This window comes from Psychrobacter piscatorii (assembly GCF_904846415.1).
Lineage (GTDB): Bacteria > Pseudomonadota > Gammaproteobacteria > Pseudomonadales > Moraxellaceae > Psychrobacter > Psychrobacter piscatorii.
In genome coordinates this window covers 1-16,980 of sequence record NZ_CAJHAR010000015.1, presented here as the reverse complement: position 1 = coordinate 16,980, position 16,980 = coordinate 1, and the positions used below count along the sequence as shown (strand labels likewise).

Genomic DNA, 16,980 nt, shown 5'->3' with positions numbered 1-16,980 from the left:
GCAAATCTCTTCTATTAGTACGCACTTATCGATGCGCTTTTTTATTTCTGACAAATACACTCATGAAGCAATATTGATATTTAATCACGCTAACAATCAAACGTTCTCAGCCTGCAACTCTGTTACTAACTGTTTACCGCACTTTACCAGTAGACGCTGTACCACATGCATGCGGTATTCACGGCTGGCTCTGACATCCGTCATCGGCGTGACATCTTTAGACAAGACTTGTGCTGCCTTCTCAAAACTCACAATTTTAGCCGATTGTCCGATCAATGCGTGCTGACAGGTTGTGGCTAATAATGGTATGGCAGCCATGCCACCAAGCCCAAGTTTTGCATTCTCTATCGTCATGCCATCTGCTGATACATCGATTCGCGCAGTCAATAGACACGCTGAAATATCATCTTCGTAGCGTTTGCTAATTTTATGAATAAATAAGTGCTGATTGTCATGTATCAAAGGAATATGAATGGCGACAATATAACTGCCTGCTTGCAGCTTGGTCTTTTTATAATCCAAGAAAAATGCTGATAACGGTATGATCTCATCCGTATAAACCGAATCACTACTATCTAAATCTTTACCTGACTCTTCACGATTAGGCGCGCAATGACGCAGATGAATTGATGCATCTAGTGCCAAGAGAATCGGTGGTAAATCGCCAATTGGAGAAGCGTTGGCTATATTGCCGCCGATGGTGCCCATATTACGGATTTGCGGAGAGGCAATACGCTCGAATACTTGCGCAAAGCTTGGGAAGTATTGCTCAAGCACAGGGAGCATCTGTTGATAGCTCATACCAGCACCTAGCACTAGCGACTGACTTTTAGTTTGTTCGTCAGTCGATGTGTCACTAGTTGCATCTGATAGAGACCATGATTTTAGTGCCTCAATACCTGAGAGCTGAATAATGACCTCGTGATCGATTAGATGCTGGGTTACACTCAATCCCAAGTCCGTACCACCTGCCCAAATCGTAGCCTGTGGATTGTCTGCCAATATCTGATTAAGCTCATCTAGTGTTTTGGGCATATATAACTGTCGCCCAGCATCACTAAGTGCAGGTGCAATCGTTTTCAGATCTGTATTGTTTAATTTAGTTTCATCTGGCACATTTTTAGAGACTGCTGATTCCTTTGTATTGCACATTGCATCTGTGGCTAGACTGATCGTCAGGTTTTTCACTGCTGACTGCTCTGCTTCTCTCTGCTGACCGATATCACTCATCAACAGGCCTGCCTCAATAATCGGCCTGTAGCCTGTGCAGCGACATAGGTTGCCCGATATTGACGCAACCACTTCATCATAGCTCAACTGCTTAGCATCATTCTGGTCAGCTGCATTTTGACTTATCCGCATACGGTTGTTTTCGTAAACACAAGCAAGCGACATCACAAACCCAGGCGTACAAAAGCCGCACTGCGACCCATGACATTCAACCATGGCTTGCTGTGCCGGATGCAACAGGGCACGCTCTGGATGATGCTCTGGATTGTCTGCCAAATAAGAAGCCGTCATCAGGTGATGACCGTCCATCAGCGACACTAGCGTAATGCAGGAATTAATCGTATAGAACGGTGGCGTAGCATTTTTTTCGTCGCCATTTTCATCATTAAGCGTTTGCTGACTAGTGCTAGGCAGGCGCTGAACCATTACGGTACAAGCACCGCAATCGCCACTGCCGCAGCCTTCCTTAGCATCCGTTTGGCCTTCATACAATCGTAAATACTCAAGCACTGTCGTATTGGGGTTAAGCTGGGTTAGCTCATGGTATTTTCCATTGAGATAAAAACTAATCATAGCAAGGCTCGGCTAAAATAATGAAAGTGAGTATAAGACTGAGAAGCATTAGTGGCTTGAGTACGAAAGGTAAACGCTTAATCCATATTTTGCTGCAACCGCTCAAGTAAGTTGATCGGCCAGTACGTTTATGGATTTTTTAGTTTTTGATATATTTGCTATTTTATTCTATGTCGCATTTGCAGGATGTCGATGAGTCTGATATCGCACACTCTTTTATAGCAAATAAATCGACCATAAGTAGCAGTAATTGTCAGGAGCTTTTGCCAAAAATTAGCACTAGAATATACCTGACTATTTGGTCAGCTTTCAACATATTATCACTATTCTTATTTACAACACAACCCATTCAAATATCTGCCGATACTGCCAAATAATTGACCCTTAAGCCGCTATCTGATAAACGCTATCAATCCTAACAGCAGAGATAGTTTATAAGACTCGTCATGTTAGTCATTGATATAGCTAATGCAAACGCACAATAGACAAGTTACGTTATGATTGAATAAATAATCTCTTTAAAAACAAAGATAAGCACATGCACCGTTTTTAAATTTATATAACCGAGCTGTTTTTATATATAATAGCTAAAAACAAACCTTACTTTTAACTGTCATCGCTTCTGACGATAGACAGACAAGATATATTATTGGGTAATATATCGTCTCTGAGATACTATTATGAAGTCACTTACCTCTATTTATATGCTGATAGCGACGCTGATGCTGACCGGTTGCCAATACTTCCAATTTGTTGACAACCCTATTCCTGTTAAGCCTGTACCGACTAACCTGGTTACTCCATAAACTGGTCACGCCATAACATTGACATAAAAAAAAGCAGACATCAATCGTGTCTGCTTTTTTACTGGATTAGCCTGTCACCTACTGTGTTATCTAACGCTTACTGTCCGCTGGCTGATGTTTAATAATGGTTTTAGCCAGATGATCACCAAACCAAATAGCCGTATCAATATCTCCTTTCCCTGGCGTTTCTTCAGGCGGACCGTCAAGCGACTGCGTCATCAAACCCAAAAAGCTAGATAGACGGTTAAGATCGTGCGCCTCATGACCTGTCGGCATGAGTGGTAGACCAATCCAATTCATACCATGCTGCATCGCATATAGAGAAATCTGCTGTAGTACGGCAAGTTTATCACCGCTTAGGCCGCCCGAGTTGGCAAAAGCCGCGGCCCATTTGCCTTCCCACTTGCGGTTGTACCAACGCTTTGAGGTTTCATCCATAAAGGTTTTGAATTCAGCGGTCACGCTACCCATATATACCGCGCTACCAAAAACCAATAGATCTGCCTGATCTAAGTAATCCCAGTCAATATCATAAATATCGACAGCTTTTGCTTGCGCCTCTGGTAATTGCTGATGCGCGCCTTGTACAATCGCTTCAGCGACACGCTTGGTATGACCATAATTGCTATGGAAAATAACGGCAATCGATACGTTAGGCGTACTATCAGGAGATATTTTCGAGGATTCGCTAGTTGTATTCATACAGACTCTAATAATGACAATAATGGTTAAATAAAAATAATATAGTGTACGAGTGCACAACGACTCAGCGCACTCAATAGGTTTGTTAGTTGTGAGCTGACATCTACGTAGCGGCGCGGCGCACAATCACAAGCGCCATTCTTCCCGTTGCAGGCTGCTGCATATGCGTTTGACGACGATAAGAATAGTAGTGCCTATCTGCATAGCTACAGCTGATAGCTTCTTTATTATCTATCGACACGCTAGCGGCTGTTAATTGATCAGCGGCCAGTTTTGGTAAGTTTAGCTTAACTTTATCCGTGTGTACTGTAGCGCAATTCGATAGTTTATCAACTGTCTTATGTAAATGCTGAGTATCGCTATGATTTTCAAGACCACTATCTGAGCGCATCACATATAGACTGTCAAAATTATCACTATCTGACGCCGTTAGTAATTGATTATCTAAGCAACCAGCCAGTAATTGGTCACGGACTTGATGACCCACTTCATAATTGGCCTGACTGATACATACCCCTATCCAAGCCTGTACAGACCCTGAATCGGTAAAGCGCTCAACAGTCTCTCGAATCACGCCGCACGCCAATCCTTGCCAGCCTGCATGAATGGCAGCGATTTTACCGCTGGCGGGCTGGTATAAAACAATCGGCACACAATCTGCCGTCATGATCGCCAGTCCACGACCATTTTGCTTGCTAATTATGGCGTCAGCCGCCATTGGTGCCATGCTCAAAGGCGTCGTATCAATATCATGGATCTGTTTACCATGAACCTGACTGACCCAATGTAAGCTGTGAATAGCAGTATGTTGCTCAGTTTGTGATGACTCATTTACCATCTGTATATTAATCGCAGCCAACAGACTCATACGATTATCTAATACCTTTGCCGCGTCATCGTTGACATGCAGACCTAGATTTAGCGCGCCATAATTTGCTTGATGTTTTGCTTGACTGTCAATCCCTCTTTGCTGGCTTGCGGCAGCAGGTTCGTCAGTATTATTCAGCGCAAAAGCAGCCGTTTGAAAAACAGCCACATCATCTATTTGCGCGAGCATGGTCATTGGAAAATTATTTGTTATCGCAAATTTGTTTGTCACGACTGCCTCATCCTTTTATCTCTGACTGTCTAAAAATTAGCATCACTAAATCACTACTATAAACTTGGCAAGTGTCGTAAACACTTTTAGACAGCCGCTTTTCTCAATAGCGTTTACTCGTCATCATAACCGTCGCTTAATACGGCTATTAGCTTTTGCATGTCTTCTGGCAGTGGCGTCGTCACTTCCATATCCTCACCAGTCGTTGGATGCACAAACCCAAGGGTATAAGCATGCAACGCTTGGCGCGGAAAATTGTTAATAGCTTGACGCTGTGCTTCTGTCAATCCTGCACGCAGTTGACGACGACCACCGTAGATGCGATCCCCTACGAGCGGATAGGTAACATGGCTCAAATGCACGCGAATCTGGTGCGTACGACCGGTCTCAAGTCCGACATCTAACAGGCAGTAGTTGTCATTCAGTGGTGTGACGTTTAATAGATGGGTTACCGCTTCACGGCCGGCAGTCATGACTGTCATTTTGGTACGCTGAGTACGATGTCGCCCAATCGGCGCATCAATACGGCGATGACGCAGCAAGCTTGCTTGATCGCCTGCTACCACACACTGATAATGACGATAAACAGATTTGTCTTTTAGCTGCTCCATCAACGCCATCTGAGCCGGCTTGGTTTTACCAATGAGTAGTAATCCAGAGGTGTCTTTGTCAATACGGTGTACCAGACCTGCACGCGGCAAGTGATGCTGCTGCGGATAATGGTATAGCAAGGCATTGACCAAAGTGCCTGTCTGATTGCCAGCGCCCGGATGAACCACCATACCGACAGGTTTGTTGATCACCAGTACGTCATCATCTTCATAGACCACATCGATATCGATGTCTTCTGGCTGGTCTTCACTATGCTGCTGCAACGTTGTTGATAGATATAGCACATCATCTGCTTTGACACGGACTTTTGGTTTTTGCACACTGCCGTTATAGAGTAAGCTACCGTCCGTGATCCAACCTTGTAATTGCACGCGCGAAAAGTCTGCAAACACCTGTGAAGCGACTTTATCGATGCGTAGGCCAGACTGATCTTCTGTGACGACATGCGTCATATCCACCACTACTGGCACCGCTTGGCCAGCTACTGGCGCTTCATCGTCGTCGCCTTCATCCATATCGCCATCGTCAAGTTCTTCATCAATATCGCTATCTGCTTCGAGCAAGTCGTCGTTATCAAGAGCATCAGTGTGCTCGTCCATTATTCCCTGCTCATCCATCATTTCTTGATTGTCAGGCTCGTCATTATTTAAAACGTTATTTGGCATTGGTGACTCTTGTGCTGATGAATCAGTCTCTAGCGATTGATTCGGTGATAAATGGGTAGTCATGGCATCATTATTCATAGCGGATTGATACCTAGCAAAGTTACTAACTATATTTTGTCAGGTGACTTCAAAGATAAAATGATAAAAAATTGTCGTTTTTTGACCTCTAGCCGATAATAGAAAGCAATACAGGTCAAAAAAGCGGAGACAATACCGTCCTAGTGTATCATGTCACGCGCTCAAGCCCTATAAAAGTGCATACTATCTGTGAATTTTTGAGCGCTTCTGAGGTGCCAAGCCTTGCTGCTTAGCTCTCTAGAACATAACATTGCTGTAATTTACTGTATATTTGTTCCTGCCAGCGATATTCGATATCGCTCGTGATAGCCGCTCATGTTAAACTGCCTGTAAAATATAGATAGCGAAAAAATAGACGAAGCAAACGTTATTCTATAAAGTATAGCCATGTTTTGCTGTATGCTATGGCACTGTATTCCTATGCCATATTCAAATACAGTATGAAAATACCATTGGGTTTTATTGACAGTGTTTGCCATTTATACCGTTTGAATATGATTAAATGCATTTGATCTATTACAGGCTTACTATAAAAGCTCTATGTATCAGACCCAATCTACCAGTACAATACGTCATAACAAAAACTGCATTCGATGAAAAACGTGTTGCTTGTGCATCGCTGAATACTCAGCATCGTTTTTTATCACTAACCTTTTATATAGCATGATAGCACTGCTGCTATTATGCGTCTTGTGTCGGAGAAGAAGTATGCAAGCTGTTGGCAATACGTTTATCAAACTGTCCTCAATAACCTTACTTGCGCTTAGCATCAATCTAGTAGGTTGCCAAACATTCAAAAACTTGACTGGCGCCAAAGATGTCGACGCGGTAGAAACAGCGGAAAAGTCAGAACAAGGTTACTATAACGATGCCATCGCTCAAATCGATAAAGGTCGCTATGTTCAAGGTGTTGAGGAGCTGACCAATCTGCGTACCTTCTACCCAACTGGACAATATGCCGAACAAGCATTACTTGATATGATGTACGCACAGTATCAAGGCGATAAATACGAGATGGCAGCAGCGAGTGCTGAGCAATTCATCCGTCTATATCCTTCTAATCCGCAAGTCAGCTATGCTTACTATGTACGCGGCGTTGCCAATATGGAAGGCTCGTCTGAGAGTTTGAAGCTGTTTAAACTAAACCAAGCGGAGCGTGACACTGCGTATCTACGTATTGCCTTTGCCAATTTCCAAGAGCTTATTAGCAAATACCCAAACAGCCCCTATGCACCAGATGCCGCCCAGCGTATGACATTTATCTATAACCAGTTTGCTGAAAGCGAGATGAGCGCAGCCAATTGGTATATCGAGCGTGAAGCTTATGTGGCAGCTGTCAATCGCGCCAAATGGGTCTTCCAGTACTATCCACTGAGTGAGTCAGTACCAGATGCCATCGCAGTCCTAGCCTATAGCCACGAAAAACTTGGTTTGACAGATTTGGCAAATGAGTACAAGACCTTATTGCAAATCAACTATCCAAACATGCTGACTAACAACGGCAAAGTCAAACTGAGCACCAAACGTGATCGCACTTGGCTCAATAAGATTACCTTTGGACAGCTTGGTCGCTCAAATACGACGGATACATCAGTGGCAGCTGGCGAATATAACGGCGCGACCAAAACCCAAATGATTCGCAACGCAAATCAACTAAGATTGCCAAGTGATAATACTGCTAGTGCTGCTCGTGCAACCACTGCCAACACCTCTGCAGCTTTTAGCAGTAATAATAGTAACGGCATCAATATTGGTTTGGGTCTACCGGAAGCATCAGCTGAGCGAGTGACCAGTCAATCAAGCACTGGCTCGACAGCGAGAGAAGCCAATGTTGATCCACAAAATATCAATCCAACACGCCGCACTACGATAGACAACGACAGCAATAGTATCCTACTAGCGCCATCAGATATGGACGACGAATAAGCACGTTCAGTGACTTGATTGAGTCAACACCGTTTATATGATTAATAATAAGGCCAACACTATGTTGGCCTTATTTTTCTAGTGGTATGCTATTCGCCCTGCCCCAATATAATTGACCTATGGTAAACTGTTTTTTGTATGAGCATTCCTAACCATATTCTTGAACAACTCAATAGCCAAGCTGACCTAATCAGCATCATTGGTCGACATACCACGCTCAAACGCGCTGGTAGTGAGTTTAAGGGCTGTTGCCCCTTTCACGGTGAAAAATCGCCTTCCTTTTATGTCAATCCACAAAAAAACATCTATCACTGTTTTGGCTGTAGCGTCGGTGGCAATGCCATCAGTTTTTTGCGTGATTATGAGAATCTCACCTTTATCGAAGCGGTCAATGAGCTCTCCAAACAGACAGGTATCGAAGTACCAAAAGAAGAGCAACAAAACGTCAGTTATCAGCGCAGCGCACCCAAACCTATTGCACCGCCGCCAGTTCACAATGTACCTAGCCCAACGATAGAACACAGCAAAGTAAATCAAAGCGGTGCAAACCAAGACAACTATCAACACAACCGTCAAGACAGTCATCAAAACAATATCGCCCAAAACGACCAAATTTACATAGACCAGTCAAGTTATGATGACGCTCAGGGTTACGATAATTTCCTGCCGTTAGAGGCGTATGATTCAGCACCTTATTCGATGGACTCGTATCCATCAGAGCCGTATTCATCGAACCATGCGGATGATGATGGCTATCCGCCAGTATGGCTGACAGATAACGATGCAAGTATGGCTAGCATTGATCAGAACGCTGATCAAGATGGCAACCTATATGAGCTGCTAGAGCAGATCCAGCAGTTCTATCAGCATAATCTACACACTCACCCTCATGCCAAGCAATACTTTTTGTCACGCGGTATTACAGAAGATATCTTTGAGACTTTTGGTTTAGGTTACGCGCCATTTGGCTGGCAACATCTTGAGCACCAGTTTCCGCAAGATATTGAGGGACTTAAGGCCCTAGGGCTCGTGCGCCAATCAGATTCTGGCCGTGACTATGATTTATTGCGTGATCGGGTTATTTTTCCTATTCGTGATAACCAAGGTCGCACCATTGGTTTTGGTGGCCGAGCGCTCGATGACGAAGTAAAGCCTAAATATATCAACTCCTCAGACTCGCCCGTCTTTCACAAGCAACATGTACTATACGGCTATTATGAATCACGGCAGCAGCGTGCTAACGACTGGTTAGTAGTCGAAGGCTATATGGATGTCATTGCTCTCTATCAAGCGGGCATCTATGGGGCAGTCGCCTCGATGGGTACGGCAATCAATGAAAGTCAAATATCACGGCTATTGACACTCAATCCAACGCTGACTTTGAGTTTTGATGGCGACGGTGCCGGACAAAAAGCCGCTTGGCGTACGCTTGAAGTTGCCTTGCCTGTGCTTGCTGATGATAAAGAGTTGCGGTTTTTGACCCTGCCTAATAACCATGATCCTGATACGTTTATTAAGAGTCAGGGTAGCGATGCCATGCGTGAGCAAATCGCTAATGCCATGCCGCTATCGCAATATATTTTTGCGTATCTCAGTGAGCGTTACGATATGAGTCTGGCTGAAGGTAAAGCCAAGCTCATGTCGCAAGTACGCTCATTGACGACCGCCTTGCCGAAAGGCAGTAGCTTTCGATATTTGCTTAACAATGACGTTTATCAAAAGCTTGGCGGCAGGCGCAGTCAGAATGTCGAGGCCAAAGATGCGCTGCTAGACTTTGATGGTGATATGACCATCAGTCAGCAATTGCAGCTTTGTTTTTTGTTTCAGCCGCGCGCATTAATTGACGACCCTATTGAGTCGATTTGGCAACAGTCTGGCATTAATGGCTTACACCTACCTGCGCATATCAAACAAAAAGCTTCACCCGATACGCTGCGTCCGCTTGCTTGGGAAGATCTGCAAGATGCTGCTCTGCTTGATATAGTGAGCACTATCAAGCGCTGCCTTAATTACCTGCCAAAAGATGCCAACGCAGCGGCGCATTTTATCTTATCAAATGTGAAGCCTGCGACCCAAGAGATGCTGAGCCGTAATTGGGGCGGCTTTTATAAAGCACTAACCGCACGCAATATCTTGGGGCTGGATGGCTTAATCGAAGAATTGGTTAGCCAACTGCTTGAGCGCAACATGAAGAAAAAAATACAAGAACTGATAAAAAACCCTGATCATATTAAGCTCGCAATCGTCCGTAAACAAACCCAATTGTTGAACGATTGGCTGCGGGCACAGCAGGCAGAGCAATCGGCACAGATGGTCACTGTGCAGTCTTAATGTTTAATTATCAAATCATGCCCCTTTAAAATTCTAGCCACTGCCCCCACTACTAATGATTATACCCAGTAGCATGAGTCACTCCTAAATCATTTAGCGGATGGCAAATAATCAGCAAAAAATGGTCGGTAGCTATCACTAGCTCGTGCTTGAAGACTGCGGTCTGTGTTAAACTGTGTCGCTGTATATTGACAGCACTGCTTGGTGAATGATTGTGAGCATGCATCGTTAAGCACAAATTTTAGGTATTATTTTTATGTATCCGCTTTTAGATACTATTTTTTAAGTACTGTATTGAAGTCTTTTTAGTTTTTCTAATTTTTAGCTGTTTTTTTAGCATAGTTATTGTAGTGTTTTGAGCCTTTATTCATATCAACTCATTTTTGATATTATTGACAACCTCTACGCCATATTTTGATCAATCGATTGATAAGATCAACGCAAAGAGCGAGCGATAGCGAGTCACAATATAAAAATGTCCGATGCAAGTAAGCGAGTATTTATGAACGATAAGTCAGTTTCTAAGTCCACATCTCAACTGGCCACCTTAATCCAAATGGGCAAAGAGCAAGGGTATCTTACCTACGCTGAGGTGAATGACCAGCTGCCCGACTCTATTACCGAAAGCGATCAGATCGAAGATATTGTGCAGATGCTAACCGATGTTGGTATCAAAATCTTTGAATCAGCTCCTGATGCCGATGACATCTTGATGAACGATGATTCAAGTGATGATGACATGGCAGCAGATGAAGCAGCGGCGGTACTCGCCTCTGTTGAGACTGAGCCTGGTCGTACCACTGACCCTGTCCGTATGTATATGCGTGAGATGGGTACGGTTGATCTTCTTACCCGTGAAGGTGAGATCTCCATTGCTAAGCGTATCGAAGAAGGTATTCGTGATGTGCAGCATGCTATGTCTTATTGGCCTGGCACCGTACAGTTTGTCCTTGATGAATACCAAAAAGTACAAGATGGCGAAAAGAAACTATCTGACGTCATCACGGGTTTCTTAGATCCTGAAACCGAAGAAGACAAAATCGCTGCTCAAGAAGCCAAAGATGCGGCAAAAGAAGAGCGTGAGCGCATCAAAGAAGAAAAAGAAAACCCGCCTATCATCAAAGCTAAAGTGAATGCCAAAGCAGCCGCGCTTGACGATGATGAAGATGAAGACGAAGACGACGTGGAAGAAGAAGCTGAAGAAGAAACCAGCGGTCTCGATCCAGAAGAAGTACGTTTGCGTCTAGAAGAGATTGAGCATCTATTTATCAAAGCCAAGCAAGCGCTGCTTGATTATGGCCGTGGTAGCGTACAGGCTGATACCGCGTATGCCCTACTTGCTGAACGCTTTATGATGCTAAAGCTAAACAATCGCTTGTCAGACCAAGTTATGGCGATTATGCATGATGTCTATGACGACGTGCGTAAGCAAGAGCGTCAAATCATGCGTTTGGTGATTCGCCGTGGTCGTATGCCGCGTGAAGAGTTCCGTAAAACCTTTCCTAGTAATGAAACCAACGTTGATTGGTTGATTGAACGTATTAAAGGTAAGCCTGCATTTGCCGGCACGCTAGAAAAAGTTACTGATGACGTTATTTTACTTCAGCGCCGTATCCGTGATTATGAGCAGCAGCTCGACATGAAAATCCACGACATGAAAGATGTGGCGCGTCGTATGGCGGTTGGTGAAGCAAAAGCTCGCCGCGCGAAGAAAGAAATGGTTGAGGCGAACTTACGTCTGGTTATCTCTATCGCCAAAAAATATACCAACCGTGGCCTACAGTTCTTGGATCTTATCCAAGAAGGTAACATCGGCTTGATGAAAGCGGTTGATAAATTTGAATATCGCCGTGGTTATAAGTTCTCGACGTATGCCACATGGTGGATTCGTCAGGCGATTACTCGCTCTATCGCTGACCAAGCGCGTACCATTCGTATCCCTGTGCATATGATTGAGACGATCAACAAGATCAACCGTGTCTCACGTCAATTGCTACAGGAAATGGGTCGCGAGCCAACACCTGAGGAATTAGGTGAGCGCTTAGAAATGGACGAAGTTAAAGTCCGTAAAGTGCTTAAAATTGCCAAAGAGCCTATCTCTATGGAAACCCCTATCGGTGATGATGAAGACTCACACCTAGGTGATTTCATCGAAGATGGTACCATCTCAAGTCCTGTTGACGATGCGACGGCGGCTGGCCTACAAGAAGCGACTCGTGATGTATTGGGTAACCTGACTGAGCGTGAAGCACGTGTCCTAAAAATGCGTTTTGGTATCGATATGCCAACTGACCATACTTTGGAAGAAGTCGGTAAACAGTTTGACGTCACGCGTGAGCGTATTCGTCAGATCGAGGCAAAAGCACTACGTAAGTTGCGTCATCCATCACGTTCTGAGCATCTACGTTCTTTCTTAGAGAATGACTAAGCTTTTAGTTAGTTAATTGTAAAAAAAGCCGAGTTTATCTCGGCTTTTTTGTGTCTGTTAATCTATGTTATCAATGCGCGCCTAAACTTTGCTCAGCATCTGGCTTATCATGCACACCAAAACTCTCTATTATCGCTTGGCTCGCTTTATTCAGACCGACTAGCTCTACCTCAGTGCCTTCACGGCGAAACTTAATAATGACTTTATCAATCGCGGCAACTGCTGTCACATCCCAAAAATGTGCACGCGACACGTCAATAACTACTTTAGAGACAGATTCTTTAATATCAAAGGAGTCAATCATACGCTCTGCTGATGAGAAAAATACTTGACCATCAACGTGATAATAACGTGTTCGCTCTGCTTCATCCATATGACTATGCACACTCATATAACGTTCAATTTTATTAGCAAAGAACAGTGCTGACAACAGCACCCCTATCAACACCCCATATGCCAAATTATGCGTTGCGACTACCACAGCAACCGTCGTCAGCATCACGACGTTACTTTGTAGCGGTTTGGTTTTTAGCTCTCTAAAAGAACCCCAGTTAAAGGTACCAATAGATACCATAATCATCACAGCGACGAGCGCAGCCATTGGGATAATCCTTAACCAATCACTTAAAAACACAACCATTAATAATAAAAACACCCCTGCTACTAAGGTAGAGAGACGCGTATAGCCGCCTGATTTGACGTTGATGATCGACTGGCCAATCATCGCACAGCCTGCCATTCCACCAAAAAAACCGCTTATAACATTGGCAATACCTTGACCTTTGCATTCTTGGGTACGATCACCTTTGGTATCGGTCAAATCATCCACAATGGTCATGGTCATCATAGACTCAAGCAAGCCCACTATCGCCAGACTGATAGAATATGGAAAAATAATCAGTAAAGTATCTAAGTTCAACGGGATATCAGGTATCAAAAATATCGGTAAGGTATCAGGTAGTTGACCCATATCATTGATGGTTCGCGCCTCTGCCCCTAACAAGATAGCTATAGCCGTCACCAGTACGATACTGACCAGTGGCGATGGAATAATTTTGCCAATTTTTGGAATATATGGATAGCCATAGATAATCACTAGACCTAGTGCCACAAGACCATAAACGTGTACTAAGTTTGAGCCTGCTTGTGGCATCAGTTCAGGAATTTGCGACATAAAAATCAAAATGGCCAAAGCATTGATAAAGCCTAGCACCACCGATTGAGACACATATTTCATCAGATTACCCAACTTTAAAAAGCCGAAGATAATCTGTATCACACCCGTCAGTACACTGGCTGCCAGCAAGTATTGCAAGCCGTAATCTTTGACCAGTGTTACCATGAGTAGCGCCATCGCGCCAGTTGCCGCTGAAATCATCGCTGGACGTCCACCGACGAAGGCAATCACTACAGCGATACAAAACGAAGCGTAAAGGCCTACTTGAGGATCAACACCGGCAATAATAGAAAAAGCAATGGCTTCAGGAATAAGCGCTAACGCGACGACCATGCCAGCTAGGACATCGCCTCTCACATTGGATAGCCAATGTTCTTTAATCGTATTTAACATGTTTAACTCAGTTTTTAGGAACTGCTTTAGTCTGCCAATACACAACGTATCTAATAAATCTCTAGGAGATATATAAGGAACATCTAACATGAAAAGTCTGACACATCTCTATCTAGGCATATTGCCCATCAAATAATAAATATAAAAATGTGAACTGTCATCGTTAGCGAGTTATTGTCATAACTTACTTTAGTAGCTTGATCTTAATGATCTAATCGATACATCGAATAATGATACAAACGTTAAAGCAGTGCATATGCACAAGAAAAAGCGTCAGACGCTTTATGAGATTCATTGCTGTCGAGAGCAATGTTTACTGAGGAGGGGTACAACTAGGGTGGCGTAGTCATCTTTATAGTGGACAGCTTTTATGGGTTTATGAAGTAAGATTTTTCGTTATTCTAGCATAGATGAGTTTAATCCATAAAATATTATTTCGTTCAAAATCAATAGACTTTGATGAACTTAGAATGACCATTTAACCACATTCGTAGGTGTAGACTTTAGCTCACTCCCCTTAATGAGTTTAAATGTAAAAGCTAGAGCAGCAGGGTGCGAGAATCTTTGGGAAGGATTGCTCATTGAGGCACAAACGTACATTGAGAGTGCGCTAGACCCAGAAATTCAGAGAATTATTTTATTCGGAAGCTGCTGCTATGAACGCTGCACTTTGGTTTGCAGCCAGTACTGATCCAGATGGTGCTTTACCCAATACAGTGGCTGCCTTTAGCACCATGTTATCTGGGTTTGGGATTTGATTGAGCATATCTAATGAAACGAGCCCTCTTCTAAAGAGCGCTCGACATTCTGATAAGACCATTTGCTTATATACATTGTTGAGAATGGCTTCATACCTCAATATAATGAAAAACATAATTCTTCACATAAATCAGAGTATAACTTCACCTGTTATTCGACGATTTTTAATCTTTTCACCAAAGGAAGGGTGTATTTTTCGAAGTTATCAGCCATTTTATACAATTCATCGATGTTATCTTTTTCTTCTTGAAGTGTATTTCCATCTTTGAGTAATAGTTGGTTGTTTTTCTTAAGCGCTTGCCACGCATAATCCACCCAGTCTGCCTGCTTATTTTTACCTTGGATATAAGCATGCAAGAAAATAAGCGGGAATCTTCCAAATGTTAAAGCAGTCCCTGTCAATGGGCTAGCCAGCGCTGTCAATTCAGGACTGACAAGACTCTGTTGCATAATATATGCATTAAGCTTCTTACACTGTTCTTGGACCTTTTTTACCACATCATCATCTTGGACAAGAACAATTGCTCCTTGACTGTGTAAGATAGCCAAAGACTCAAATAACCAGCTTTGCTTAAAATCATCAGGCAATTTTTTTTGCAAATCGGCTACTTGATGTATTTTATGATCATTTAGAAGACCGACAATTTGCTTATAAATGTCTTGGTTTAGAGAGACATTACCAGCCGCACCGTTCAGCTCATATTGAATGTCCTGTTCATTAGTAATCAGCATAAAACGCAATTGATACCACGTCATTTCTAACTTAGCACTGGAGATTTTGCGCGCTCCTTTTACCCAGTAATCGCGGCGAAACTGTTTGTTATGCATATAATCTTTGATACTTTGTTCGAACATAGGATCATCGACTCTTTTGAGAAACTCGCTTTGTTTATCGGTATAGCTACAAGGGCTATAATCTTCCAAAAAGCTGGCTGAACAAGCAAAACTGGTTTTGGTGGGTGATAACCAATCTGCCATCTCAGAAAAGTACATAGGTTGCCAATCACGGTTAAAGTATTCGTGGGCCAAATAATTAGGGTTTTGCTTACTAATGTTTTCTAGGCGTTGTGGAATAGAGGGGACTTGTTGTACCAAGGGTTGACTAAGTTCAAGAAGCTCTTGCGTAAACTTGATAGAATCTTCGACACGTCTGCTAATACTTTTACCACGGCTACCGTGCATATGGTCATGCTCTGTTAGCATGTGGCGTATAGGTGAAGCTGCAGCCCAGCCTGGTAAAGTGTTATAGCTAATATATAGCACCCCACCGACTTTTAATTTGCGGCGAATAAAGTCGGCAATAATGCCACGGTTTTCGTTAGAAACCCAAGACCAGATACCATGTAAACCGATAAAGTCAAAATCCGGTAAGTCATCACGATTACAAAAATCACTGAAAGACTGATCATAGATATGTGTGTTACTGCCTGAAGTATCAGATAATTCTTTAGCAAAGCTGGCTTGTGAAGGATTAAAATCAGTGCCATACCACTGGACATCAGATGCAGCGGAATGTGTATTGATTGATACTCCTTGACCAAAACCAAGCTCACATGCCGTATTGAATTTTGGTACTTCAAGCCCTGACATCAAGAAAGGTATTTTGACATTATTGGGACTAAGTTCTGGATAATATCCGTAAGTATAATCGATATCGCTAATGTAACCCTCTGACCAATTTGCCATGTTTATATCCTTATATATGATTAATTTGAATACACGCTACTCAAAATATCTTAATGTGCTTATTGCAAACTTATCCGACCTAATAATATTAATAAAGCTACCGAAATTAGTTTGATCATTTAGAATAATACCTTTTTTGCTATTAATTGGCTAAAGCGATTTTAATAGTTTTCCACATTTTTTGTTTTCACTGTTATACAACGACCTGATCATAAAGAATTCTATTGAATTTTATAGAAATATTACCCTCTCCCTAATTGCAAAACACCCTTTACAGATTGCAATTCTATATTAAAATCATACCGCACCTTCAATACTGTGCTCATAGACCCCATCGCTAGGAAAAACCATGATTGTCCGGCAAACACCCCACCCTTTTAAGATATTTGGTGGTGTATCAAAAAGTATGCTGGGGTAATAAAGGAAGGGTGACAGTCAAAGCAAGATGATATATTTGAGGTTATGAAGACACAAATACAGATCAATTGCCCCGACTGTCACAGTCTTAGTCTAAA

General features: G+C 42.9%; 10 protein-coding genes. 4 read left to right on the top strand and 6 right to left on the bottom strand.

From position 1 onward, the window contains the following. Positions 1-96: 96 nt before the first annotated feature. A complete protein-coding gene (locus JMX83_RS08310; RefSeq protein ID WP_201600524.1) occupies positions 97-1,803 on the bottom strand; it encodes a xanthine dehydrogenase small subunit in 1,707 nt (568 codons plus the stop codon). A gap of 680 nt (positions 1,804-2,483) precedes the next feature. On the opposite strand from JMX83_RS08310, the gene JMX83_RS15360 reads away from it, so the two are divergent. Then, the gene (locus tag JMX83_RS15360) at positions 2,484-2,609 is read left to right on the top strand and encodes a hypothetical protein (protein WP_265089512.1); all 126 of its coding nucleotides are present in this window, start codon (positions 2,484-2,486) and stop codon (positions 2,607-2,609) included. A gap of 90 nt (positions 2,610-2,699) precedes the next feature. On the opposite strand, the gene JMX83_RS08305 is transcribed toward JMX83_RS15360, so the two are convergent. From JMX83_RS08305 to JMX83_RS08295, 3 genes are all read right to left on the bottom strand, one after another. Then, entirely contained in the window at positions 2,700-3,311 is a 612-nt protein-coding gene (locus JMX83_RS08305; protein WP_201600522.1) for a flavodoxin family protein, read from the bottom strand. Between the two features lie 103 nt (positions 3,312-3,414). Continuing rightward, positions 3,415-4,410 (bottom strand): polyphenol oxidase family protein, encoded by a 996-nt coding sequence (locus tag JMX83_RS08300; RefSeq protein ID WP_227675789.1) that lies wholly within the window; start codon positions 4,408-4,410, stop codon positions 3,415-3,417. A 113-nt stretch (positions 4,411-4,523) separates the two neighbouring features. Beyond that, complete coding sequence (locus JMX83_RS08295; protein ID WP_201600664.1) at positions 4,524-5,750, bottom strand: RluA family pseudouridine synthase; 1,227 nt, start codon at positions 5,748-5,750, stop codon at positions 4,524-4,526. A 723-nt stretch (positions 5,751-6,473) separates the two neighbouring features. Here JMX83_RS08295 and JMX83_RS08290 point away from each other — a divergent pair. From JMX83_RS08290 to rpoD, 3 genes are all read left to right on the top strand, one after another. Beyond that, positions 6,474-7,691, top strand: coding sequence for an outer membrane protein assembly factor BamD (locus JMX83_RS08290; RefSeq protein ID WP_201600520.1), 1,218 nt, complete (start codon positions 6,474-6,476; stop codon positions 7,689-7,691). 138 nt (positions 7,692-7,829) lie between these two features. After that, positions 7,830-10,022: a DNA primase gene (locus JMX83_RS08285; RefSeq protein WP_201600517.1), complete on the top strand. Its 2,193-nt coding sequence runs from the start codon at positions 7,830-7,832 to the stop codon at positions 10,020-10,022. A gap of 502 nt (positions 10,023-10,524) precedes the next feature. Then, positions 10,525-12,450, top strand: a complete 1,926-nt coding sequence (rpoD, locus tag JMX83_RS08280; protein ID WP_201600514.1) for an RNA polymerase sigma factor RpoD — start codon at positions 10,525-10,527, stop codon at positions 12,448-12,450. Positions 12,451-12,520: 70 nt separating this feature from the next. Here rpoD and JMX83_RS08275 read toward each other — a convergent pair whose 3' ends face one another. Together JMX83_RS08275 and JMX83_RS08270 are read right to left on the bottom strand one after the other, a co-directional pair. Then, positions 12,521-14,020: a SulP family inorganic anion transporter gene (locus JMX83_RS08275; RefSeq protein ID WP_201600511.1), complete on the bottom strand. Its 1,500-nt coding sequence runs from the start codon at positions 14,018-14,020 to the stop codon at positions 12,521-12,523. A 909-nt stretch (positions 14,021-14,929) separates the two neighbouring features. Further along, positions 14,930-16,465 (bottom strand): class I SAM-dependent methyltransferase, encoded by a 1,536-nt coding sequence (locus JMX83_RS08270; protein ID WP_201600508.1) that lies wholly within the window; start codon positions 16,463-16,465, stop codon positions 14,930-14,932. Positions 16,466-16,980 lie beyond the last annotated feature (515 nt).